The sequence below is a fragment of the Allorhizobium pseudoryzae genome, from assembly GCF_011046245.1.
Classification (GTDB): Bacteria; Pseudomonadota; Alphaproteobacteria; order Rhizobiales; family Rhizobiaceae; genus Neorhizobium; species Neorhizobium pseudoryzae.
Window position 1 is genome coordinate 2,872,623 of the sequence record NZ_CP049241.1, and the last position, 22,619, is coordinate 2,895,241.

Consider the following 22,619-nt stretch of genomic DNA (forward strand, 5'->3'; position numbering starts at 1 on the left):
ACGATGGGCGCGACATAAGCGCTATAGCCGGCAAAGTCAAGAAAAGCAGCCGTGATCAGGCGTGAATGGTGAATTCTGCCCGTTCATGGTCAATGGCTGAATAAGAATAAACTTTTACATATAGGTGGTGAGCTTCAGCCCGGCATTCAGGAAGCGCATCGGATCGATGGCGTCGCCATTGCGGCGGACCTCGTAATGGATATGCGGACCGGTGGAACGCCCCGTCGATCCCGCCCGGCCGATGATCTGGCCAGCCTCCACCTGATCGCCGACGGAGACGAGAATGCCGGAGAGGTGGCCGAAACGGGTCGTGATGCCCTGGCCGTGATCGATCTCCACCATGTTGCCGTAGCCGCCGGAATAACCGGCGGCGGTCACCTTGCCGCTTCCGGTCGCCCGCACGCTTGCGCCGACATCGGCCTGGAAATCGATGCCGGCATGCAGTGCAAGACGGCCGAGGAAAGGGTCGATGCGGTTGCCAAAGGGGCTGGTGATGTCGCGGCCCGGCGCCGGATTGGAAAAGGGCAGTTCCTTGGCCGTCTGGCGGACCGTGTCGAGGCGGGTGAGGGCAAGGTCCAGCCTGTCGAGGGAGGCATCGAATGCGTTGACGCCGATCGGCTCGACGAAGGGTCCGCCAAGGCCGTTCTTGCTGTTGCCGTCCGTGGCGGCTTGATCCTGTGCCGGCAGATCGACACCCGTGCGGCGCATGATGGCGGCCATGGCTTGCGCCTTGCGGTCGGCATCGGCGGTCAGGCCGTGGATGCGGGCAAACTGTTCCTGTTCGATGGCCTTCAGCGACAGGGTGACGCGGGAGAAGACACGGTCGGCCCGATCCGCGACGCTTTCGCCGGTGGGAGCGAAGGCCGATGCCGACGACTGCGCCGCCGAATGCGTGTCCGCCGACAGCAGCCGGTCGATTGCCTTCAGTCCGCCGGTGAGGCCGGCCTGCTTTTCCTTTGCAGGAGCCTGGAAGGCGTTGACGGGCTTGGGCGTATCCACCGTCAGGCCCTGTTCTTCGGCGCGTTCCATCAGGTCGCCGAGCTTGCCGTGCCGGGAGAAGAGCGCGTTCTGCTGTTCAAGCAGTTTTTCCACCTTCTGTTCGACCACCTGCTGATCCAGCAGTTGCCGCGAGGTGATGCGGTCAAGCTGAGCCCGCAGCGCCGAGATGCGATCTTCGTAATCGTGCTGGATGCGCGCCTGGCGTGCCATGGCTGCGCCGATCAGGTCGTCGCGCAGGACGAGATAGGTGGTGGCGGCGAGGTAACCGATGGTGAAGATGGCAATGAAGCAGATCGCGGCGGCCGTCATCCAGGGACGAATGACCATGTGGCGCACGCGCTCGCCCGAGGCGAGGATCAGGACGTGCTGGGGGGTGCGTTTGCCAAACACGCGTTGATCGCCTGTGCCTGCCACCTGATTCTCCCGCACCTGTTCTACCCAACGGTCATCACCAGATGTGACTACACAATGTTAAGGTTAATGGCCGGTTAATTCGGGGTGGATCAGCCACTGCTGGTGGAGGTCAGCGTGCGATAGAAGGACGGCGTCAGGCCCGCTTCGGCGCGGGCCAGGTCGTTGAACGGCGGCTTCAGCGCGCCACGGAAATTGGCGCGCACCAACTGCTGGAAGGTGGCCGCCGGATCGCGTTTTTCGCGGGCGCAGAGGAAGCGGAACCATTTGGCACCAATGGCCACATGACCCTTCTCGTCGGTGTAGATGACGTTGAGGACATCGGCCGTTTCCAGGTCACCGGTCTCGCGCATCTTTTCCTGCAGCGCCGGCGTGACGTCCAGGCCGCGCGCCTCGAGAATGAGGGGGACGACCGCGAGACGCGCCGTCAGGTCGTTGCGGGTCGAGTGTGCGGCCTGCCACAGGCCGTCATGGGCGGGCATGTCGCCGTAATCGGCCCCAAGTTCCCGCAGCCTGTTACGCACCATGCGGAAATGCTTTGCTTCCTCGAAGGCCACCTGCATCCAGCCGTCGAAGAAGGAATGCGGTACGGGTTCGGTGGCGTAACGGGCGACGATATCGAGCGCCAGGTCGACGGCATTGAGCTCGATATGGGCGATGGCATGCAAAAGTGCGATGCGTCCCTTCACCGTGTGCAGGGAGCGCTTTTCGACCAGTTTCGGCGGCACCAGTTCCGGCTTGTCCGGGCGGCCCGGACGATCGGGCAGCGGCGGATCGAGCGGCGAGCGCAGCGAAAGGCGACGCTCGAACCAGCGGGTTGCCGTCTCCTGGGTAAGTGCCGTCTTGCGGTCGAGATCGGCAGATGTGATCGCCTCGATCGTGCCGCCGCGCAAGGAGACGATCTTCTGGCCGGAGGGTTGGGGAGCATCGGTCATGCTCCCGTCCTTGTCACAGCGCCTTCACCGCTTCAAGTACCTCTTCGGCATGGCCGGCCACCTTCACCTTCGGCCAGACCTGCGCGACCTTGCCGTCGGCACCGATCAGGAAGGTCGAGCGTTCAATCCCCATGTACTTCTTGCCGTACATGCTCTTTTCCTTCCACACGCCATAGGCGTTGGCCGCCACCTGCTCTTCGTCAGCCAGCAGAACCACCTTGAGGTCGTGCTTCTTGATGAACTTGTCGTGCTTGGACACCGAATCGGGCGAGATGCCGATGACGGTTGCGCCAGCGCCGGCAAACAAATCGGTGAGGCTGGTAAAGTCGATCGCTTCCGTGGTGCAGCCGCTCGTATCGTCCTTCGGATAAAAGTAGACGACCACCGGCTTGCCGGCAAAATCCGAGAGGGAAACGGTTCCGCCGCCGTCACGCGGAAGAGTGAAGCCAGGCGCAGGTGTGCCGATTGCGATTTCAGACATGGATTTCCTTTCTTTCGCCAGCATCTTGGGAGAAGACTGTGTTGAATGCTATATACTGGCACCTGACGGGTCCAGATCACCCGCGTCAGCGCATCGTTTCGGATACAGGTTCAAATGGCGGAAATCAGAGGGGAAAAGGTGATTTTCCGCCGCAAGGATGTTGTCGATCTGCATAGCCTGCCCTCGGCCCAGGCGCATGATCCGTTGATCGTGCACTGCCCGCCGCCGCGGTCGCGGACAAGTGGCGTGTTACGCTATCTTTTCTTCTTCATCGTGCTGGTGCTTCTGGCCAGTGCCAGCGTCTTCATCGCCGTGGAGACCGGAACGGTCGACAGCACGCTTCAGGCGCGGGCGCAATCGGCTCTCAGCGGCGCCATCGGCCCGCGTTACCAGGCGACCGTCGGATCGACGGCACTGCGGTTCGATTCGGATCTGCGCATCGCCATCGAGGCGCGCGACGTCGATATCACCGAGGTGGCGACCGGCGCGCATCTGACGCGCACCGGTGCGCTGCGGCTTGCCATCGATCCTCTGGCCCTGCTGCGCGGCCAGGTGTCGATCCGTCACATCGAGGCGGAAAACATCTCCCTCGACACGGCCCTTCTGCCGGCAGGCGATCCGATGGATCTCGCCCAGATGCGCATCGACCGGCTGCCCGCCTGGCTGGAGCAGGCCTTCCAGAGACTGGACGAGGCCCGCGGCGTGATCGAACGGACCGGCACCGGCTCGATCAACATCTCCGGCATCCGGATCCAGTTTCCGCCGGATCGCGAGGGCAAGGTCTCGACGCTGGTCGTGGACGACCTGGTGTTTTCGATGTCGGAAAGCCGGCAGGTGGTGCTGACGGGGACCATCGAACTCGATGGGCGCGAGGCAGGCCTGATCGTGAACGCGGCCTCGGTCAATGGCGTCACCCGGGGTCTCGAAGCCAAGGTAACGGGTCTCGACCTGACGCCATTCCTTTTGCAGCGCGCCGAAGATGGGACGCCACGCGAGGGGCTTGCGGGAGCGGTGACGCTGAACCTTTCGGCGGCCCGCGATACCAAGGAGACCGAACCCGCCATTCGCGCGCAGATCGATCACGCGCCAAGTGTGTTTTATTTCGACGGCGTTGCCCAGGACCTGACGGGGGCCGAGGTGCGGGTGGCCTATGATTTTGGGAAACATTCGATTGAAATCCAGCCGTCAGAACTGCGCTTCGGGCCGACGGTGCTGCCGCTCAGCGGTGCAGTCATCGATCTCGACCGTGTCAATGCGGACGAGAAAAGGCCTGGCTTCGGGCTCGATCTTCTGGTGAGCGGCGGACGGGCACAGGGCGCCTCCGGTGCCGACGAACCGGTGCTGTTCGACCTCAAGGCCAATGGACGTTACCTGTCGGGCGACCGGGTGCTGGAATTCGACGACATGTTCGTGTCGAGTCCGATGGGGCAGATGGCGGGCGCATTGAAACTGCGCCTGCTCGGCAATGTCTCGCCGGAGATCAGTTTCGGCGCCCAGTTGCCGCGCATGGATGTAGCGGCCGTCAAGCAGCTCTGGCCGTTCTGGATGGCGCGCAAACCCCGCGACTGGGTGACGGCCAACATGTTCGGCGGCACCGTGACCAACGGGTCGATCTCCGTCTTCATTCCGGGTGGGCGCATGAAGGGGCCTGGTGTTCCGCTGGAGTTAACCGGCGACGAGCTGCTCATCAGCTTCGACATCGCCGACAACCGGATGAACATTACCAACGATCTGCCGCCGCTTCGCGATGTCACCGGCCATTTCGACCTGAAGGGTGAGCGGATGAAGGTCGATGTCAAAAGTGCGCGATCCTATTTCCCCTCGGGCCGCACCGTCGCGGCGAACGGTGGCACCTTCACCATTGCCTCCACCTACAGCAAACCGCTGATGGCGGACCTCAACCTGCAGCTCTCGGGAAGTGCCGATGCTCTGGCGGAACTTGCGAGCTTTCCGCCGATCAACGGGCTGAAGGATGCGCCGTTCAAGGCGGCGGATTTTTCCGGCGAGGCGCGTGCAGACGTGACGGCGCGGTTCGGCCTCATCCGCGACCAGAAGCCGCCGGCGCCGGTATTTACCGCAGGCATCGACCTTGATGACGTCGATCTCGCGACACCGATCGAAGGACGCGAGATCAGCGGCGTCACCGGCAGGCTCGACATCGACCAGAAGGCGGCGCGGCTGAACGCGAAAGGGTCCATCGATGACGTGCCCGCCGACATCAAGCTGGTCGAGCCGATCGGTTCGACGTCGGATGTCACACGGCAACTCAACGTCAAGGCGACGCTCAACAATCAGCAGCGGGAACAACTGGCTCCGGGGCTTGGAGATGTGGTCAGCGGGTCGGTGGATGTCGAACTCTCCCGTCTCGATGCCGATCGCCAGTCGGTCAAGCTCGATCTGACGCGTGCCACCCTGTCTGCCCCCTGGGTTGGCTGGCAGAAGGGCCCGGGTGTGCCGGCCAAGGCTGATCTTGAGCTGCGCAGCAAGGACGGGGCAACCGATATCGGCAAGTTCAACCTCAACGGGGATGGCTTTGGCCTTGTCGGCAAGCTGTCGCTCAACAAGCAGGGACTGCAGACGGCAGACTTTTCCCGCGTTCAGCTTTCCAGCGGTGATAACTTCACGTTGTCGCTGCGCCGCTCGAAATCGGGATACGACGTGGCGCTGGCCGGCGACAGCGCAGACCTTCGCCCGATCCTCGTCAAGATGAAGTCGCCCGGCACCGGCGACTCGTCCAGCGAGGCGGATGGCGCCAATGTGCGTATCGATGCCAAGCTTGATCGGGTGATCGGGTTCAATGACGAAGTGATCCGATCCGTCAATTTTTCGGGTGCTGTCCGCGACAATGACCTCAAGAGCGTCGATCTCGCCGCGGTGACCTCCAGCGGCCAGGCGATCGTCGGAAAGACGATCGGCGCAGACGGCGGCGGGACGATCACTCTCACCAGCGGCGATGCCGGCGCCTTTGCCCGCTTCGCAAATCTCTACGACCATATGCGGGGCGGACTGCTGAACCTGCGCCTGACCAATGAACAGGGGTCGAACTGGAGCGGTTATATCGACCTTAGAAACTTCTCCGTCGTCAACGAAAGCCGCCTCCAGTCGATCGTGTCGACGCCCGTCGGGGACGAAGGGCGCAGTCTGAACGCCGCCGTCAAACGCGACATCGACGTCAGCTCCGCCAAGTTCCAGCGCGGCTTTGCACGGGTGGTCTACAGGAGCGGGGCGCTGTCGCTGGAAAACGGCGTGGTGCGCGGCGAGCAGATCGGCGCGACCTTCCAGGGCATGCTGCGCGATGCGGTGGGCAACATGGATCTGACCGGCACGTTCATGCCGGCCTATGGCCTGAACCGGCTGTTTGCCGAACTGCCGATTATCGGCTCGATCCTCGGCAACGGCCGCGACCGCGGCCTGCTCGGCATCACGTTCAAAGTGACTGGCTCTTTCGATCAGCCGAAACTGGCGATCAATCCGCTTTCCATCATCGCGCCCGGCGTATTCCGGCAGATCTTCGAGTTCCAATAGGAAAGGGCCCGGTTCTACCCGAGCCCTTTCTCCGATCCGATGATGACCGCCTGGCTTCAGGCCGGGCGGACGAGGATGTGCTTCTTCTTGCCGAGCGACAGCTTGATGACGCCGTCGCCGGTCACCTCGGCGCTGCCGATCGCCTGGCGTTCGTCAGAAACCGGCTGGTCGTTGATGCGTACCGCGCCGCCCTGGACATGACGGCGGGCTTCGCCGTTGGATGCGGCCAGACCGGCACGGACCATCAGGGCGAGCAGGCCGATGCCGTCATCGAGTTCGGCTGCCGGAACCTCGACGGAGGGAAGGTTCTGCGAGAGCGCGCCTTCCTCGAAGGTCTTGCGTGCCGTCTCGGCTGCCCCTTCGGCGGCCGCGCGACCGTGCAGGATGGCGGTAATCTCGGTTGCCAGGATCTTCTTGGCCTCGTTAATCTCGGCACCACCAAGGGCTGCGAGCTTGGCAATCTCGTCCATCGGCATCGTGGTGAACAGCTTCATGAAGCGCTCGACGTCAGCATCTTCCGTGTTGCGCCAGTACTGCCAGAAGTCATAGACCGGCATCAGTTCGGCGTTCAGCCACACGGCGCCGGAGGCCGACTTGCCCATCTTGGCGCCGGATGCCGTGGTGAGCAGAGGCGAGGTCAGCGCGTAGAGCTGATCGGTGCCCATGCGGTGGCCGAGATCGATGCCGTTGACGATATTGCCCCACTGGTCGGACCCGCCCATCTGCAGACGGCACTCGTAGCGCTTGGCCAGTTCAACGAAGTCGTAGGCCTGGAGGATCATGTAGTTGAATTCCAGGAAGGACAGCGACTGCTCCCGATCAAGCCGGGTCTTGACGCTGTCGAAGGAGAGCATGCGATTGACCGAGAAATGGCGGCCGACATCGCGCAGGAACTCGAGATAGTTCAGCGGACGCAGCCATTCGGCATTGTTGATCATCAGCGCGCCGCCCTTGGGGCCGGCGTCATAGTTGAGGTAATTGGCGAAGACGCGCTTGATCGAGGAAATGTTCTCCTCGATCATGTCGACCGTCATCAGTTTGCGGGCCTCTTCCTTGAAGGAGGGATCGCCCACCATGCCGGTGCCGCCGCCCATCAGCGAGATCGGGCGATGACCCGTGGCCTGGAACCAGTGCAGCATCATGATCTGCGTCAGGTGGCCGACATGCAGGCTGGAGGCGGTCGGGTCATAGCCGATATACGCCGTCACGGTTTCCTTGGTCAGCAGGTCATCCAGACCGGTTTCATCGGAAACCTGGTGAATGAAACCGCGTTCGTCGAGCGTGCGGAGAAAATCGGACTTGAACCTGGACATCATCAATCTCTGGCAGGTGTGGCTTGGAACAGTGTGAGGCCGGCCTCTAACACTGTTTTTCAACAGAATCACCTCAAAAGTGAGCCTCAAAGCGCTGCTCTATCGCGCGCTCCGTCGCGTGCCGGGCAAGCTCCCCGGCAAATGTTAACGGTTCCTTCTTTTCACGACATTAAGTTCGAGACTTCAATATCAGCAGACGCGCATGCATGGGAGCCGGGATGAACGGAGCCGATTTTTTCCTGGTCGTGAATTTTTCGATCGGCTTATCGTTCGCGGTCGTGTTTCTGATCGTTTCCACCCGCAGCCGGTCGCGTACCGCGGCGCTGTGGATTGCTGCGGCCTACGCCGTGGCGTCCTTTTCGACCATCTCGGAACTGTTGGTCGCCCATACCGGATGGGTGAAATTGTTTGCGGTCGCCGCCTTCGCCACCGTTCTTGCCGGGCTTTTGCTGATCCGGGTGGGAATCGGTCGTCTTTACGGGGTGCCGGCCAGCCCCGTGCTTCTCGTCACATTCTTCTGCATCTCCATCGGCCTCGATCTCATCATCTACGACCTGCCGCGCGGCTCCTGGGAGCATTCTCTCGGCTACCAGACGCCGTTTGCACTGGCGATTTTCGTCAGCGCGGCGGCAGTCCTGCGTTCCTCCCGCCGCACGGCGATCGACAGGGTGATGGCGGTCCTGTTGCTGGCCGCGGGGCTGCAGTTCCTGGTGAAGGCGGTGGCCGCCGTTGAGGTGGGAGCGGGGCAGACGGCGGCGGATTACGTGCATTCCTACTACGCGCTCGTCTCGCAGAGCCTGACGGGCGTGTTCGTCGTGATCATCGGCCTGATGCTGCTCTCCGTCTTCGTGCTGGAAATCATGGCCGAGGAACGCAGCAATTCCGAGGTGGATGCACTGTCGGAGGTTCTGAACCGCCGCGGTTTCGACAATCACTGCGAGGCAGCGCTGCGGCGTATGCGCGGTCCGCATGCGGTGGTGCTGTGCGATCTCGATCACTTCAAGAAGGTCAACGATACCTATGGCCACTATTCCGGCGATTGCGTGATCCGGGCCTTTGCCGAATTGCTGCGCGCGAGCGCCCCGGAGAATGCGGTGATCGGCCGGCTGGGCGGCGAGGAATTCTGCGTGCTGCTTCCCGGCGTGCCCTCCGATGCGGCGCTGATGTTCGCCCAGGCGGTGCGCGGTTCGTTTGCCGTGCAGGCGCTGCCCAGCATGCCGCAGGGTTTTCGCATGACGGCCAGTTTTGGTGTGGCCGCCTTCCACAATGCGGTGGAGCTTCCGGCTGCGATCCGCAATGCCGATGGTGCGCTCTACGAAGCGAAGGCCTCCGGCCGCAACTGCGTGCGCAGCCACCGAGAGCGCAGCGGCGTCTCGCTGGTGATGCTGTAAAAGTCATCAGGCACAAAAAAACGGCCCCAAAGGACCGCTTTTCATCGATTAATCCGCGCGAGGCTCAGCGGATGCGCTTGGCGGCCGGTTCCGGCACCAGTTCGCCGTTCAGGCGACGGTCGAGATAATCTTCGCATTCACCCATCAGATGCTCCACCTGACCGTTGAAGAAGTGGTTGGCTCCTTCGATCGTGCGGTGGGTGATGAGGATACCCTTCTGGGTCTTCAGCTTTTCGACCAGCGTGTTGACGTCCTTCTCCGGTGCGACCTTGTCCGAATCGCCATTGATGATCAGGCCGGAGGACGGGCAGGGGGCAAGGAACGAGAAGTCATAGATGTTCGGCTGCGGCGCAATCGACAGGAAGCCTTCGATTTCCGGGCGGCGCATCAGGAGCTGCATGCCGATCCAGGCGCCGAAGGAATAACCGGCGACCCAACAGCTCTTCGAATCGGGATGCAGGCTCTGCACCCAGTCCAGCGCGGACGCTGCGTCCGACAGTTCGCCGGCGCCATGGTCGAACTCGCCCTGGCTGCGACCGATGCCGCGGAAATTGAACCGCAGCGTCGTAAAACCGCGCTTCTGGAACATGTAGAACAGCTGGTAAACGATCTGGTTGTTCATCGTGCCGCCGAACTGCGGGTGCGGGTGCAGGATGAGGGCGATCGGCGCGTTTTTTTCCTTCGACGGCTGGTAGCGGCCTTCGAGACGGCCGGCAGGGCCGTTGAAAATGACTTCGGGCATCGTGACTCCGGTCAGCTTTTTGACGATTCCAACCGTTTCATGACGGCTTTGACTTGACGAAGCCGCTCACCTTTTCTAGAAACAGTTTAGAACCATTCGAAACTTGGGGCGGTTAACCGCCCAGTTGGTCGTCTCATACGGCATGCGCGACGAAAATTTCAAGGGAAATGCGTCGTGTCTGCTGATCTAGACCTGGAACCGCGACGGACAATGGCAAGAAGACGGGCATATCTGGACTGGAACGCGACCGCGCCGCTTGGCGATGCGGCAAGGCGTGCCATGCTGAAGGCTTACGATCTGCCGGGCAACGCCTCGTCCGTGCATGGTGAGGGACGGGCCGCGCGCGCCGGCATCGACCGCGCCAGGCGTCAGGTCGCCTCCCTCGTCGGCGCCGATCCGCAGCATGTGACCTTTACCAGCGGTGCCACCGAAGCGGCCAACTTCGTGCTCACCCCGGATTACCGCATGGGCCGCGCGCCGCTTATCATCGGGCGGCTCTATGTCTCGGCGATCGAACACCCGGCGATCCGCGAGGGCGGGCGATTCGCCAAGGCCGACGTGACGGACGTGCCGGTGACGCGCCAAGGCCTGCTTGATCTTGGCGCACTGGCCGCGCTTCTGGATGCGCACGACGGCGCAACCGGACTGCCGATGGTGGCGCTGATGCTCGTCAACAACGAGACCGGCGTTATTCAGCCGGTCGCGGAGGCGGCGAAGATCGTGCATGCCAAGGGCGGGTTGCTGGTGGTTGACGCGGTTCAGGCGGTCGGTCGCATTGCCGTTGACATGGCTGAACTGGATGCGGATTTCCTGATCCTCTCCTCCCACAAGATCGGCGGGCCGAAAGGCGTCGGCGCGCTCGTTTCCCGCGGTGAGGTGATGATGCCGCGCCCGCTGATCCACGGCGGTGGCCAGGAGAAGGGGCATCGCTCCGGCACCGAGAATTTTCCCGGCATCGTCGGCTTCGGAGCTGCCGCGGAGGTTGCCGCGGCCGACCGCGCGGTTTCTGCCCTTCGCCTCGAAGCACTGCGTGCCCGTCTGGAGAGCGGCATGCGGGCGGTGGCGACGGACGTTGTCATCCACGGATCGGATGTGGCGCGTGTGGCCAACACCACCTTCTTCACGTTGCCGGGGCTGAAATCGGAAACGGGACAGATCGCGTTCGATCTCGAGGGTATCGCGCTGTCTGCCGGTTCGGCCTGCTCTTCCGGCAAGCTGGGGCAAAGCCATGTGCTGGCGGCCATGGGCTGCGATCCGGACATGGGGGCGCTGCGTATCTCGCTCGGACCGGGAACGGTGGACGACGATATCGATGCGGCACTGGCCGCGTTTACGAAAATCGCCGCGCGGCGTGGTGCCGCCGGCCGGGCGGCTTGAGCGTTCCCTTAATTGAGGAAACGCAAAAATCTGCTTGCCAAAAGGTGGGAAAAACGCCTTCTGGCGCCTACATGAAGGCGGATCCCGCCAAGACCAGACAAGCTGCCGGACCCTTGATTCCGGCAAGATTGGAGAATGACCATGGCTGCCGTGCAGGAAACCATCGATCAGGTTCGCCAGATCGATGTCGACCAGTACAAATACGGTTTCGAGACCGAGATCGAAGTCGAGAAGGCTCCCAAGGGCCTGTCGGAAGAGATCATCCGTTTCATCTCTGCCAAAAAGCAGGAGCCGGACTGGATGCTCGAATGGCGTCTCGACGCCTATCGCCGCTGGCTGACAATGGAGGAGCCCACCTGGGCGCGTGTCGATTACCCGAAGATCGATTTCAACGACATCTATTATTATGCGGCGCCGAAGACCACGTCTGGTCCGAAGTCGCTGGAAGAGGTCGATCCGGAGCTGCTGAAGGTCTATGAGAAGCTCGGCATTCCGCTGAAGGAACAGGAGATCCTGGCCGGCGTCGACAAGCCGCGCGTCGCCGTGGATGCCGTGTTCGACAGCGTGTCCGTCGTGACGACCTTCAAGAAGGAACTTGCGAAGGCCGGCGTGATCTTCATGTCGATTTCGGAGGCCATTCGCGAATATCCGGATCTGGTGAAGACATATCTCGGCTCCGTCGTCCCGACGACCGACAATTATTACGCCACCTTGAACTCGGCGGTCTTCACGGACGGCTCCTTCGTCTACGTGCCGAAGGGCGTTCGATGCCCGATGGAGCTGTCGACCTATTTCCGCATCAACGAGAAGAACACCGGCCAGTTCGAGCGCACGCTGATCATTGCCGACGAGGGGGCATACGTCTCCTACCTCGAAGGCTGCACGGCGCCGCAGCGCGACGAGAACCAGTTGCATGCGGCCGTCGTCGAGCTCGTGGCGATGGACGATGCCGAGATCAAATATTCGACGGTCCAGAACTGGTATCCGGGCGACAAGCAGGGCAAGGGTGGCATCTACAACTTCGTCACCAAGCGTGGCGATTGCCGCGGCAACCGCTCGAAAATCTCCTGGACGCAGGTGGAAACCGGGTCTGCGATTACCTGGAAATATCCGAGCTGCATCCTGCGCGGTGACGACAGCCGCGGCGAGTTCTACTCGATTGCCGTGTCGAATGGTCACCAGCAGATCGACAGCGGCACGAAGATGATCCATCTCGGCAAGAACACGTCGAGCCGCATCATCTCCAAGGGCATTGCCGCCGGTGTGTCGCAGAATACCTATCGCGGCCAGGTGTCTGCGCATCGCAAGGCCAACAATGCCCGCAACTTCACGCAGTGCGATTCGCTTCTGATCGGCGACCGCTGTGGCGCGCATACGGTGCCCTATATCGAGGCGAAGAATTCGTCGGCGCAGTTCGAGCACGAGGCGACCACCTCGAAGATCTCCGAGGACCAGCTGTTCTACTGCCTGCAGCGCGGCATTCCGGAAGAGGCGGCGATCGCGCTGATCGTCAACGGCTTCGTCAAGGAAGTCATTCAGGAACTGCCGATGGAGTTCGCCGTGGAAGCGCAGAAGCTGATCGGGATTTCGCTGGAAGGTAGCGTGGGGTGATGACGGCGGATCTCCATCAGAGTGTTCCGCAGGTCCGGGCGAATTACGGTTCGTTTGGCAGCGAGGATGCCGTGCTGGCGGAGATCATCCGCCGGCTGGTGGAGGCGCTCGATCCGGAGATGATCTGGCTCTTTGGCAGTCGCGGTCGGGGCGATGCGCGTCCGGACAGCGATTTCGACGTGTTGGTCGTGGCGAAGGAGAACGGCAGTTTCGACAGCGATGATTACGACAAGGTCTACGCGCCGCTGATGGGGACGGGTGTCGGGGCTGATGTCGTACCGTGCGATTATGCGACCTTCATGGCTTCGCTGGATCTCAACACTTCCATCGTGCGACGGATTGTCGATGAAGGACGTTTGATCTTCGGGAGCAGGCCATGAAAGCCGAGGAGATCCGTCGCAAGCGAGTGTCTGCCTTTGCGACGCTTGCCGAGAAGGAATTCGAGGCCGCACGGCTGCTGATCGACACGCATCCGGAGCAGGCGGCTTACTTTCTCCAGCAGTGCCTTGAGAAACTGCTGCGGGGTCTGCTCGAAATGCAGGAGGTCGCGAGTGGCCCGACACACAATATTCAGCAACTCGCTTCCCTTTTGACGGAGGCGGGAGACTGGCGGAAACGGTTCAGCGCACTGGACGAGCTTTCGGTGGCTGCGACGCGGTACCGCTATCCGAGCCCGACAGGGACTATCGGGACGATCAATCGGGATCGCCTGATGTTTCTTCTCGGCGAGGTCGAAGAGTTGAAGAGGGACGCCGGTGCCGTTCTGACGAAGTTTGCCTGAGGCGCTGGTCAAACGAACCCTGGTGGAAATGGTTGAAATAGGCGGCTCTTGAACCGCCCTATGAACAGGAACAGAGACATGCTTGAAATCAAGAACCTGCACGCCCGCATCGCCGAAGACGGCACCGAAATCATCCGTGGTCTGAACCTCACCGTGAAGGCCGGCGAAGTGGCGGCGATCATGGGCCCGAACGGTTCGGGCAAGTCGACGCTCTCCTATATTCTCTCCGGCCGCGAAGATTACGAGGTGACCGAAGGCGAGATCCTTTACAACGGCGAGAATATTCTCGACCTGGATCCGGCCGAGCGTGCGGCCAAAGGCATCTTCCTCGCCTTCCAGTATCCGGTCGAAATTCCGGGCGTGGCCACCATGCAGTTCCTGAAGGTGGCGATGAACGAGCAGCGCAAGGCGCGCGGCGAGGCGGAACTGACGACGCCGGACTTCATGCGCCGCGTCAAGGAGGCTGCTGCCGAGTTGAAGATCAACCCGGACATGCTGAAGCGCCCGCTGAACGTCGGCTTCTCCGGTGGCGAGAAGAAGCGCGCCGAGATCCTGCAGATGGCGCTGCTGGAACCAAAACTCTGCGTGCTTGATGAAACCGATTCCGGCCTCGACATCGACGCGCTGAAGATCGTTGCCGACGGCGTCAACGCGCTGAAATCGCCGGACCGTGCCGTGATCGTCATTACCCACTACCAGCGCCTGCTCGACTACATCGTGCCGGATACGGTCCACGTTCTCTACAAGGGCCAGATCATCCGCACGGGCGACAAGAATCTGGCGCTCGAACTGGAAGCCAACGGCTACTCCGACATCATCGGCGAAGCGGCCTAAAGGGCAGTGGCGAAAGGATCTTTGGCATGAACATGCAGACCACAAGCCGGCTGACCGCCGCGGAATCTGCGCTGATCGAATCCTATAACCAGCAGGTCGGCGACCTGCCGGGCAATGGGGCCGTGATCAGCGCACGCGATCGGCTGCTGGAGGACCTGAAGACCAACGGTCTTCCGACGCGCCGGGTGGAAGCCTGGCATTACACCGACTTAAAGACGCTGCTGCGCGCCGTTCCGGCAGCGCAGCCGGCCGAGGCGTTTGCCGCACCGGCAGCGCTCGTCGAGACGGCGTCCGTGATCGTGATGCGTGATGGCAAAAGCGATTCCAGGGCCGCCGTCGATGGCATCGTCCTCGGCTCCTTTGCGGATATGTTACGTGAGGGCACCGCGGCGCCTGGCCTTTCCGTCATCGACCGCGACGATACGATCGGCAAGGTCAATGGCAGCTTCGTGCGCGACGGTTATGTGCTGGAGTTTCCGGAAGGTGCCGAGATAGCGCAGCCGATCGAGATCCAGGCGCTGCACGGTGCAGGCCAGGTGCATACCCGTTTCCCGGTGAGCTTCGGTGCCCGCTCCAAGGCAACCGTTATCGAACGCCATATTGCGAGCACCGATGGCCAGGCGCTTGTCTCCACCGTCAGCGACATTTCGCTTGAGGATGGCGCCGACGTGACCTGGATTGTGCTGCAGGAGCAGGGCGCTGCCGATACCCATCTCGGCCAGGTGCGCATTCGTGTCGGTGAAAATGCCAAGTTGCGCCTCTTCGTCATCAATGCCGGCGGCAAGCTTGTGCGCCAGGAACTGCGCATCGACGTGGCGGGCGAAGGCTCCGACCTGCAGTTGCGCGGCGTCAACCTGCTCGGCGGCGACACGCATACTGATGTGACGCTGGTTCTCGGCCACAACGTGCCGAACACGACCTCGACGGAAATCTTCCGCAACGTGGTGTTCGATCGTGCCCGCGGCGTGTTCCAGGGCATGATCAAGGTGGCGCTCGATGCGCAGAAGACCGATGCCCGCATGGCCTGCAACACGCTTCTCATGTCGGACGATGCCGAGTTCTCCGCCAAGCCGGAGCTCGAGATCTTCGCCGATGACGTGCAGTGCGGTCACGGGGCGACGGTTGCCGATATCGACGACAACCATCTCTATTACCTGATGGCCCGCGGCATTCCGCGCAGCAAGGCGCGCGCCATGCTGGTGAACGCCTTTGTCGCAGAGATCGTCGAGGAACTCGAGGACGAGGCGCTCGTCGAGGCACTTGAGGCGATCGTCAGCCGCTGGCTGGACAGACACGCCTGACACGATGCCGGCGGTCGGGGGCTCCTCCGGTCGCCGTCATGTTCACGGCGGGCGATCGTTCCGCTGAATTTACGGGATGGCCAATCCATGACCTATGATGTCGACGCGATCCGTCGCGATTTTCCGATCCTCACCACGATGGTGCACGGCAAGCCGCTCGTCTACCTGGACAATGGCGCCTCGGCGCAGAAGCCGCAGAGCGTGATCGACGCGATCTCGCATGCCTATTCCGCCGAATATGCCAATGTGCATCGCGGCCTGCATTACCTGTCGAATGCCGCCACCGAGGCCTACGAGGCCGCGCGCGAAAAGGTGCGGCGCTTCCTGAACGCCCCCTCGATCGATGACATTGTCTTCACCAAGAACTCCACCGAAGCGATCAACACGGTGGCGTACGGCTTTGCCATGCCGCACCTGAAGGAAGGCGACGAGATCGTCCTGACGATCATGGAGCACCACTCCAACATCGTGCCCTGGCATTTCTTGCGCGAACGGCAGGGCGTGAAACTGGTCTGGGTGCCGGTGGATGAGGATGGCGCGTTTCATCTCGAAGACTTCGAAAAGTGCCTGACGGAAAAGACGCGGCTGATCGCCATGACGCATATGTCGAATGCGCTCGGAACCGTCGTGCCGATCAAGGAGGTCTGCCGCATCGCCCGGGAACGGGATATTCCGGTGCTCGTCGATGGCAGCCAGGGCGCCGTGCACATGCCCGTGGACGTCCAGGATCTCGATTGTGACTGGTATGTCATGACCGGCCACAAGCTCTATGGTCCGTCGGGAATCGGTGTGCTTTACGGCAAGAAGGAGCGCCTCCAGCAGATGCGCCCCTTCCAGGGCGGCGGCGAGATGATCATCGACGTCGATCAGGATTTCGTCACCTATAACGATCCGCCACACCGGTTCGAGGCGGGCACGCCGCCGATCGTGCAGGCGATTGGCCTCGGCTACGCGCTGGACTACATGGACAAAATCGGCCGAGGCGCGATTGCCGCGCACGAGGCGGATCTGACGGTCTATGCCACCGAACGGCTGACGGCGATCAATTCGCTGCGCATCATCGGCAATGCACCGGGCAAGGGGGCGATCTTCTCCTTCGAGCTCGCCGGCATCCATGCTCATGACGTATCGATGGTGATCGACCGCAAGGGGGTCGCGGTGCGCGCCGGCACCCATTGTGCCACGCCGCTCTTGAAACGGTTCGGCGTCACGTCTACTTGCCGAGCTTCCTTTGCCATGTACAACACGCGCGCCGAAGTGGATGCGCTGGCCGATGCGCTGGATTATGCGCGCAACTTCTTTGCCTGAGGACAGACATATGTCGACCGAAGAAACTATTCCGAAGTGGGATGCCCGCGAAGGAATCATCAATTCACCGATCCCGGCAGACGAACTTGCCCGTCTGTCGGATGATATCGTCGCGGCACTGAAAACCGTCTACGATCCGGAAATCCCGGCGGATATTTTCGAGCTCGGTCTCGTCTACAAGATCGACATCGAAGATGACCGCATGGTGAAGATCGTCATGACGCTGACGGCCCCCGGCTGTCCGGTCGCCGGCGAAATGCCGGGCTGGGTCGAAAATGCCGTCAGTGCCGTGGAAGGCGTGTCCGGCGTCGAGGTCGAGATGACGTTCGATCCGCCGTGGACGCCGGAGCGCATGTCGGAAGAGGCGCAGGTGGCCGTCGGCTGGTATTGAACCGGCCGATGCGTTAGTCTGGGGCCGCATCGAAGCGGAGTCTGCATCATGGCGCGCGCGCATCCCATTCGCATCGAACTGACCGAGGACATGTCCGAGATTGTCGAAAGCGTTCTCGAAAGCGGCGAATTCCAATCCGCAGACGAGGTGGTGTCGGCGGCGCTGAATGCCTTCCAGGTCCGGCGGCTTTTGGCGAATTTTACGCCCGACGAATTGGATGCGCTGATCCAGGAAGGGATCGACAGCGGCGAGCCGATTGATGGGGAGGAATCCTTTCGCCGGCTGCGTGACCAGTTTGAGCGTGAGTTCGGGACGAAAGCTGGATGAGCTATCGTCTTCGGCCACAAGCTGAACGAGACGTCTACGATGTGATGTCGTACATTGGACAGCGAAACCCGAAAGCTGCACTTCGTTGGCAGGAGGAGATCTACGCAACGTTTGCCATGATCGGATCCATGCCCGGTATCGGGACTGCGCGAGAGACGCCGCAGCTGAAGACGCAAATGTTTCCAAAGGACGGCTATCTGATCTTCTATCGAGTTCACGGCGACGGCGTCGAAATCCTCCGCGTCCTTCATGCCGCCCGCGACTGGCCGAAACTTGTCCGTTGACGTGGGGTTATTGATCGGGCGGGGCGATATGCCTACATTGAGACAAGAAACCGCCGGGCCTTGAACCCGGATGGCGTGAAGGAGAATGAGCCCATGGGCTTTGCAGTGATGACCATGACCGATGCCGCAGCAAGCCGCGTGAAGGCGATCGTCGAAAAATCCGGCCCAGATGCGAAGGGCATTCGCGTCGGCATCAAGAAGGGCGGATGCGCGGGCATGGAGTATACGGTCGATCTGGTGACCGAGCCAAACGGCAAGGACGATCTGATCGAACACGATGGCGCCCGGGTCTGGATCGAGCCGTCGGCGGTGCTTTATCTTCTCGGCACGCAGATGGATTTCGAAGTGACGAAGATGCGGTCCGGCTTCACCTTCATCAACCCGAACCAGACCTCGGCCTGCGGTTGCGGCGAATCGGTCGAACTCAAGCCGGCAGATCTCGCGGCCCTAGCACGCGAGCGGGCAGGCGAGGCGACGCCGGCCTGACTAACGCCGGAGTGACCGTGACTTTGCGATCTCACAGTTTTTCCGCAAGGTAATCCAGCAGCCGTTCCGTCGCGGCGGCTGCTTCCGCTGCATCCTCTTTTTGAATGGCGCGGATGACGCTGACATGCAGGCCGACGGAGCGATCCATGGCCTCGAGCGTCGCCGTCGCAAACCAGAGCCGCCGCGAATGGGTTTGGAGCGCTGCGAGCGATCCGGTCAGGAAACGGTTGGGGCAGGCTTCTTCCACCAGATCGTCGAACCGCTTGTCGGCCGAAAGAAACGCATGCATGTCCGACAGGGCGGCTGCGGCGCCCATGTCACGCGCGCAGCCAATCAGGCGTTCCCGTTGACGGTCATCGGCATGAGTCGCCACAAGAGAGGCGGCGTAGGGTTCGAGACGGCGTCTCACGGCCAGAATTTCCCGGTGATCGGAGGCAACGATGTCGCTGATCTGCAGTCCGATCCGGGGCCTGACGACAATCAACCCCTGCCACTCGAGTTTCTGGATGGCCTCGCGCACCGGGGTCCGGCCATGGCCGGCCAACTCGATCAGCTGTTTTTCGGTGACGAGCGCGCCGGGGGAAAGCCTCAGTGTCACGATCATCTGCTCGAGCGCTCGGTAGGCTTGGCGGGATAGCGAGTCGGGTGACGGCGGCGTGTCGAAAATCTCCATCCCTTATTGATATATCAGTAAACGCTTTCTGACAAACCAGGATCTGGACCGGCTTGATATATCAGGCTTGCTGTTATTCGTGTCGCAGGGCCTCGGTCGGGTTCAGTTGCGCAGCCCGCCGGGCGGGAAAATAGCCGAACACCACGCCGATCAGCGCTGAAAAGGCAAAGGCCACAGCAATGATCGTCGGGCTTGCGACAAAGGGAACGTTGAGTAGGCTCACCACCCCGTAGGCGAGGCCCAGGCCGGCGAGAATGCCGGTGACGCCGCCGAAGACGGATAGCATGACTGCCTCCACCAGGAACTGGGTGAGCACCTGTCCCTCCAGCGCGCCGATCGCGAGCCTGATGCCGATCTCGCGTGTCCGTTCCGTTACCGAGACCAGCATGATGTTCATGATGCCGATGCCGCCGACCAGCAGGCTGACGGCCGCGACGGCGCCGAGCAGACCGGTCAGCAGCGTCGTGGTGCCGGTCATGGCGGAGGCGATCTGCGTCATGTCGTTGACGGAGAAATCGTCATCCTTGCCGATGGCGATGCGCCGGCGTTCCCGGAGCAGGCTTTCGACGTCCGCCTGCACCTTGGCGGTCGAAACGCCGTTTTCTGCCGAGAGGGTGATGCTGGAGATGGTGGTGGTGCCGCCCAGGCGCCGCTGGTGCAGCTTCAGCGGCATCAAAACGGTATCGTCCTGGTCGTCGCCCATGCCGGACTGGCCCTTGGTAGTCAGCACGCCGATGACCGGGCAGGCGACGTTGCCGACGCGGATGGTGAGGCCGACCGGATCGGCCGAACCAAACAGTTCGCGCCGCACGGTCTGGCCGATGATGCAGGCAGCGGTGCCGCGTTCCTCTGATGGCAGGAATTCACGGCCAAGCGCCAGCGTCCAGTCCTGCGCCACCAGATAGTCATTCGTGGTGCCGATAATGCTGGTCGAACGGTTCTGTCCGCCGGCAATCACGGTGGCGGTGCTGCGGTTGATGGGGGCCACCGCCCTAAGACCGGTCATCTGGTCGCGGATGGCGACCACGTCCGAATCGTTGAAGCGTTTGGCCTCCGTGCTGGCGCGGCCAGGGCCCCACTGGCCCGGGCGCACGAAGAGCGTGTTGGTGCCAAGCCGCGACAGTTCCTGGCGCACCTGTGCGGTGGTGCCATTGCCGACGGTGACCATGGCGATGACGGCGGCAACGCCGATGACCACGCCGAGCACGGTGAGGAAGGAGCGCAGCAGGTTGCGGCTGATCGCCCGCCAGGCCAGTCGAACAGTTTCAAACAGCATGGGCGGGCTCCTCTCCGGCGGCGCTGTCGGAGGCCAGCCTGCCATCAACGAAACGCAACTGCCGCGAGGCGTAGGCGGCGATATCTTCCTCGTGGGTCACCATGATGACGGTAATGCCTTGCTCACGGTTCAGCCGGGTAATGAGATCCATGATCTCGACGCTCGTTTTCGTATCCAGATTGCCTGTCGGTTCGTCGGCCAGAAGGACGGCGGGGCTGGTGACGATGGCGCGGGCAATCGCGACGCGTTGCTGCTGGCCGCCTGAGAGTTCCTGCGTGGTGTGATCCTCGCGGCCCTTCAGTCCGACCTGTTCCAGCGCCGCGAGTGCGAGCTTCCGGCGCTCCCTGCCTTCCATGCCGCGATAGACGAGCGGCAGTTCGACGTTTTCGACCGCGGATGTGCGGGCGAGCAGATTGAAGCCCTGGAAGACGAAACCCAGCATATGCCGGCGCAAAAGCGTCAACTGCTGGCGATCGAAACCGCTGGTGGGCACCCCCTGAAACAGATAGTCGCCGGAAGAGGGCACGTCGAGACAGCCGAGAATGTTCATGGCAGTTGATTTGCCGGAGCCGGACGGGCCCATGATGGAGACGAACTGACCGGCAGAAATCGACAGATCCACCCGGTCGAGCGCGCGGATCGTCGCTTCGCCGCGGCCATAATAGCGGGAAACCTGACGAAACTCGATGAGGGGCGAGGCCTGCATATCCGGCGTGACCTCAGTTCGAGCGGGCGGTGGCAGATGTGATCAGCGTGTCGCCTTCCTGCAGGTCACCCGACTTGACGATGGTAAACTGGCCGTCGGTGGCGCCGGTTTCGATCATCACGCGCTGCGGCTCGCCGCCCTTCAGCACAAAGACGGGCCTGCGGGTTGGACTGTTCTGATCCTGCTGCTGATTGCGGTTGCGGCCGGTACCGGGCGGACGCGGCGGGCGGAAGAGGCGGCTGAGGATGTTGCCGCTGCCGCGTTGCGCGGTGGCGGGCGGCGAATAGCGCAGCGCCCCGTTCGGCACCAGCAGCGTATCCTTGACGGACTGGACGGTGATGTCGGCCGTCGCGGTCATGCCAGGACGCAAAAGCAGGTCTTCGTTATCGACCGAAAGGATGGCCTTGTAGGTGACGACGTTCGACACCGTTTCCGAGGCGAAGCGGACCTGCTGGATGCGCGCCGGAAAGCTGCGGTCTGAATAGGCGTCGACGGTGAAGGTCGCCGGCTGGTTTTCCCGCACCTGGCCGACATCCGCCTCATCGACGGACACCTGCAGTTCCATGCGCTTCAGGTCACCGGCAATGGTGAAGAGGACCGGCGCCGAGAGCGAGGAGGCAACCGTCTGGCCCGGATCGACATCCCGCGTCAGGACGACGCCGTCGATCGGCGAGAGGATCCTCGCCTTGGCGAGGTTCACTTCGGCGAGCCTGAGATCGGCTTCCGAGGAGAGAACCGAGCTTTCGTTCATCTCCTTCGTCGCCTGGGCCGAATCATAGGCGTATTGCGCCGTATCGAGATCCTGCTGGCTGGAGATGCTCTTGTCGACGAGCGAGCGCAGGCGCTCCAGCTTGATGCGTGCCGAGTTGAGTTCGGCATCCGCCTTCACGACACTCGCCTTGGCGGAGGCAAGCTTGGCGCGGGCGCTCTGCACATCCGCCTGCAGCTTGTTCGTATCGAGTTCGGCGAGCACCTCGCCGGCCTTGACGGGACTATTGTAGGTGACGTTGACCTTGCGCACCGTTCCCGACAATTCGCTGGAGATATCGACCTGGTCGGTCGGCTCCAGCGAGCCGGTCGCCGTGACGATGACCGAGAGATCGCCGCGCTTGACGGGTTGCGTCGTATAGGTGAAGGCCGGGCCATCCTGGTTGAGGTAGAGGTAGGCGCCGGCACCGCCGCCCACCAGGATGGCAAGCGTCAGCGGCCAGACGAACCAGCGCGAGCGCCGGCGTTTGCCCTTCGAAGCGGCGAGGATAGCAGCAAGATCGGGTGCGCTCTCCGGGATCTTCTGGCCAGCTGCCCCTGTCTGATCGGTCAAAGTCGGTCACCCATGATCCTGAGTTGCACAAGGCGCTGCAGGGCAATGCCCCGGCGATACATACGCACGCTATGGTTTCTTGAGTGCAGATGGCATGTCCACCGCCACGCGCCAAATGAAAAAACCGTAAGGTGTGCGTGGCAGTC

Annotated in this window: 22 protein-coding genes; 13 read left to right on the plus strand and 9 right to left on the minus strand. The window is 62.2% G+C overall.

Translation table 11 applies throughout. From position 1 onward, the window contains the following. Positions 1-114: 114 nt before the first annotated feature. The 3 genes from G6N78_RS13850 to bcp form a co-directional block, all read right to left on the minus strand. The gene (locus tag G6N78_RS13850; RefSeq protein ID WP_165219375.1) at positions 115-1,413 is read right to left on the minus strand and encodes a M23 family metallopeptidase; all 1,299 of its coding nucleotides are present in this window, start codon (positions 1,411-1,413) and stop codon (positions 115-117) included. 89 nt (positions 1,414-1,502) lie between these two features. Beyond that, on the minus strand, positions 1,503-2,345 hold the full coding sequence (locus tag G6N78_RS13855) for a ferritin-like domain-containing protein (protein ID WP_165219376.1): 843 nt from the start codon (positions 2,343-2,345) through the stop codon (positions 1,503-1,505). Between the two features lie 13 nt (positions 2,346-2,358). Then, positions 2,359-2,826, minus strand: a complete 468-nt coding sequence (gene bcp, locus G6N78_RS13860; protein ID WP_165219378.1) for a thioredoxin-dependent thiol peroxidase — start codon at positions 2,824-2,826, stop codon at positions 2,359-2,361. 114 nt (positions 2,827-2,940) lie between these two features. Here bcp and G6N78_RS13865 point away from each other — a divergent pair, with 114 nt between their 5' ends. Further along, positions 2,941-6,351 carry a YhdP family protein gene (locus G6N78_RS13865; protein WP_165219380.1) on the plus strand — a complete coding sequence of 1,137 codons (3,411 nt, stop codon included), beginning with the start codon at positions 2,941-2,943 and terminating at the stop codon, positions 6,349-6,351. Positions 6,352-6,407: 56 nt separating this feature from the next. Here the strand turns inward: G6N78_RS13865 and tyrS are convergent, their stop codons facing one another. Next, the gene (gene tyrS, locus G6N78_RS13870) at positions 6,408-7,664 is read right to left on the minus strand and encodes a tyrosine--tRNA ligase (protein WP_165219382.1); all 1,257 of its coding nucleotides are present in this window, start codon (positions 7,662-7,664) and stop codon (positions 6,408-6,410) included. A 218-nt stretch (positions 7,665-7,882) separates the two neighbouring features. On the opposite strand from tyrS, the gene G6N78_RS13875 reads away from it, so the two are divergent. Beyond that, on the plus strand, positions 7,883-9,055 hold the full coding sequence (locus G6N78_RS13875; RefSeq protein WP_165219384.1) for a GGDEF domain-containing protein: 1,173 nt from the start codon (positions 7,883-7,885) through the stop codon (positions 9,053-9,055). Positions 9,056-9,119: 64 nt separating this feature from the next. Here the strand turns inward: G6N78_RS13875 and G6N78_RS13880 are convergent, their stop codons facing one another. Further along, on the minus strand, positions 9,120-9,797 hold the full coding sequence (locus tag G6N78_RS13880; protein ID WP_165219386.1) for an alpha/beta hydrolase: 678 nt from the start codon (positions 9,795-9,797) through the stop codon (positions 9,120-9,122). 210 nt (positions 9,798-10,007) lie between these two features. On the opposite strand from G6N78_RS13880, the gene G6N78_RS13885 reads away from it, so the two are divergent. The 11 genes from G6N78_RS13885 (at position 10,008) to sufA (ending at position 18,497) form a co-directional block, all read left to right on the plus strand. Next, on the plus strand, positions 10,008-11,174 hold the full coding sequence (locus tag G6N78_RS13885) for a cysteine desulfurase family protein (protein ID WP_165219388.1): 1,167 nt from the start codon (positions 10,008-10,010) through the stop codon (positions 11,172-11,174). Positions 11,175-11,315: 141 nt separating this feature from the next. Further along, positions 11,316-12,785: a Fe-S cluster assembly protein SufB gene (gene sufB / locus G6N78_RS13890; protein ID WP_165219390.1), complete on the plus strand. Its 1,470-nt coding sequence runs from the start codon at positions 11,316-11,318 to the stop codon at positions 12,783-12,785. Beyond that, the gene (locus G6N78_RS13895) at positions 12,785-13,165 is read left to right on the plus strand and encodes a nucleotidyltransferase family protein (RefSeq protein WP_165219392.1); all 381 of its coding nucleotides are present in this window, start codon (positions 12,785-12,787) and stop codon (positions 13,163-13,165) included. The genes sufB and G6N78_RS13895 overlap by 1 nt, the downstream gene beginning before the upstream one ends. After that, positions 13,162-13,566 carry a HEPN domain-containing protein gene (locus G6N78_RS13900; RefSeq protein WP_165219394.1) on the plus strand — a complete coding sequence of 135 codons (405 nt, stop codon included), beginning with the start codon at positions 13,162-13,164 and terminating at the stop codon, positions 13,564-13,566. Before G6N78_RS13895 ends, G6N78_RS13900 begins: the two co-directional genes overlap by 4 nt. A 78-nt stretch (positions 13,567-13,644) precedes the next feature. Beyond that, complete coding sequence (gene sufC / locus G6N78_RS13905; protein ID WP_165219396.1) at positions 13,645-14,400, plus strand: Fe-S cluster assembly ATPase SufC; 756 nt, start codon at positions 13,645-13,647, stop codon at positions 14,398-14,400. A 26-nt stretch (positions 14,401-14,426) separates the two neighbouring features. Continuing rightward, positions 14,427-15,701 carry a Fe-S cluster assembly protein SufD gene (sufD, locus tag G6N78_RS13910; protein ID WP_165219398.1) on the plus strand — a complete coding sequence of 425 codons (1,275 nt, stop codon included), beginning with the start codon at positions 14,427-14,429 and terminating at the stop codon, positions 15,699-15,701. Between the two features lie 87 nt (positions 15,702-15,788). Continuing rightward, positions 15,789-17,009 (plus strand): cysteine desulfurase, encoded by a 1,221-nt coding sequence (locus G6N78_RS13915; RefSeq protein WP_165219400.1) that lies wholly within the window; start codon positions 15,789-15,791, stop codon positions 17,007-17,009. A gap of 10 nt (positions 17,010-17,019) precedes the next feature. Further along, positions 17,020-17,400, plus strand: a complete 381-nt coding sequence (locus tag G6N78_RS13920) for an SUF system Fe-S cluster assembly protein (protein WP_165219402.1) — start codon at positions 17,020-17,022, stop codon at positions 17,398-17,400. Positions 17,401-17,448: 48 nt separating this feature from the next. After that, positions 17,449-17,727 (plus strand): ribbon-helix-helix domain-containing protein, encoded by a 279-nt coding sequence (locus tag G6N78_RS13925; RefSeq protein ID WP_165219404.1) that lies wholly within the window; start codon positions 17,449-17,451, stop codon positions 17,725-17,727. Then, a complete protein-coding gene (locus G6N78_RS13930; RefSeq protein WP_165219406.1) occupies positions 17,724-18,011 on the plus strand; it encodes a type II toxin-antitoxin system RelE/ParE family toxin in 288 nt (95 codons plus the stop codon). Before G6N78_RS13925 ends, G6N78_RS13930 begins: the two co-directional genes overlap by 4 nt. Positions 18,012-18,104: 93 nt before the next feature. Further along, positions 18,105-18,497: a Fe-S cluster assembly scaffold SufA gene (sufA, locus tag G6N78_RS13935; protein ID WP_165219408.1), complete on the plus strand. Its 393-nt coding sequence runs from the start codon at positions 18,105-18,107 to the stop codon at positions 18,495-18,497. A 31-nt stretch (positions 18,498-18,528) separates the two neighbouring features. Here sufA and G6N78_RS13940 read toward each other — a convergent pair whose 3' ends face one another. The 4 genes from G6N78_RS13940 to G6N78_RS13955 form a co-directional block, all read right to left on the minus strand. Continuing rightward, positions 18,529-19,101: a GntR family transcriptional regulator gene (locus G6N78_RS13940; RefSeq protein ID WP_234905968.1), complete on the minus strand. Its 573-nt coding sequence runs from the start codon at positions 19,099-19,101 to the stop codon at positions 18,529-18,531. A gap of 142 nt (positions 19,102-19,243) precedes the next feature. Then, a complete protein-coding gene (locus G6N78_RS13945) occupies positions 19,244-20,446 on the minus strand; it encodes an ABC transporter permease (protein WP_165219412.1) in 1,203 nt (400 codons plus the stop codon). Next, a complete protein-coding gene (locus tag G6N78_RS13950; RefSeq protein ID WP_165219414.1) occupies positions 20,436-21,152 on the minus strand; it encodes an ABC transporter ATP-binding protein in 717 nt (238 codons plus the stop codon). The genes G6N78_RS13945 and G6N78_RS13950 overlap by 11 nt, the downstream gene beginning before the upstream one ends. 13 nt (positions 21,153-21,165) lie before the next feature. Then, a complete protein-coding gene (locus G6N78_RS13955; RefSeq protein WP_165219416.1) occupies positions 21,166-22,473 on the minus strand; it encodes an efflux RND transporter periplasmic adaptor subunit in 1,308 nt (435 codons plus the stop codon). Between the last annotated feature and the right edge of the window lie 146 nt (positions 22,474-22,619).

Bases quoted from the DNA above. Each gene is read 5' to 3' on its own strand.
- G6N78_RS13855 (WP_165219376.1), bottom strand. From the start codon at position 2,345: ATGACCGATGCTCCCCAACCCTCCGGCCAGAAGATCGTCTCCTTGCGC.
- bcp (WP_165219378.1), bottom strand. From the start codon at position 2,826: ATGTCTGAAATCGCAATCGGCACACCTGCGCCTGGCTTCACTCTTCCG.
- G6N78_RS13865 (WP_165219380.1), top strand. From the start codon at position 2,941: ATGGCGGAAATCAGAGGGGAAAAGGTGATTTTCCGCCGCAAGGATGTT.
- tyrS (WP_165219382.1), bottom strand. From the start codon at position 7,664: ATGTCCAGGTTCAAGTCCGATTTTCTCCGCACGCTCGACGAACGCGGT.
- G6N78_RS13875 (WP_165219384.1), top strand. From the start codon at position 7,883: ATGAACGGAGCCGATTTTTTCCTGGTCGTGAATTTTTCGATCGGCTTA.
- G6N78_RS13880 (WP_165219386.1), bottom strand. From the start codon at position 9,797: ATGCCCGAAGTCATTTTCAACGGCCCTGCCGGCCGTCTCGAAGGCCGC.
- G6N78_RS13885 (WP_165219388.1), top strand. From the start codon at position 10,008: ATGGCAAGAAGACGGGCATATCTGGACTGGAACGCGACCGCGCCGCTT.
- sufB (WP_165219390.1), top strand. From the start codon at position 11,316: ATGGCTGCCGTGCAGGAAACCATCGATCAGGTTCGCCAGATCGATGTC.
- G6N78_RS13895 (WP_165219392.1), top strand. From the start codon at position 12,785: ATGACGGCGGATCTCCATCAGAGTGTTCCGCAGGTCCGGGCGAATTAC.
- G6N78_RS13900 (WP_165219394.1), top strand. From the start codon at position 13,162: ATGAAAGCCGAGGAGATCCGTCGCAAGCGAGTGTCTGCCTTTGCGACG.
- sufC (WP_165219396.1), top strand. From the start codon at position 13,645: ATGCTTGAAATCAAGAACCTGCACGCCCGCATCGCCGAAGACGGCACC.
- sufD (WP_165219398.1), top strand. From the start codon at position 14,427: ATGAACATGCAGACCACAAGCCGGCTGACCGCCGCGGAATCTGCGCTG.
- G6N78_RS13915 (WP_165219400.1), top strand. From the start codon at position 15,789: ATGACCTATGATGTCGACGCGATCCGTCGCGATTTTCCGATCCTCACC.
- G6N78_RS13920 (WP_165219402.1), top strand. From the start codon at position 17,020: ATGTCGACCGAAGAAACTATTCCGAAGTGGGATGCCCGCGAAGGAATC.
- G6N78_RS13925 (WP_165219404.1), top strand. From the start codon at position 17,449: ATGGCGCGCGCGCATCCCATTCGCATCGAACTGACCGAGGACATGTCC.
- G6N78_RS13930 (WP_165219406.1), top strand. From the start codon at position 17,724: ATGAGCTATCGTCTTCGGCCACAAGCTGAACGAGACGTCTACGATGTG.
- sufA (WP_165219408.1), top strand. From the start codon at position 18,105: ATGGGCTTTGCAGTGATGACCATGACCGATGCCGCAGCAAGCCGCGTG.
- G6N78_RS13940 (WP_234905968.1), bottom strand. From the start codon at position 19,101: ATGATCGTGACACTGAGGCTTTCCCCCGGCGCGCTCGTCACCGAAAAA.
- G6N78_RS13945 (WP_165219412.1), bottom strand. From the start codon at position 20,446: ATGCTGTTTGAAACTGTTCGACTGGCCTGGCGGGCGATCAGCCGCAAC.
- G6N78_RS13950 (WP_165219414.1), bottom strand. From the start codon at position 21,152: ATGCAGGCCTCGCCCCTCATCGAGTTTCGTCAGGTTTCCCGCTATTAT.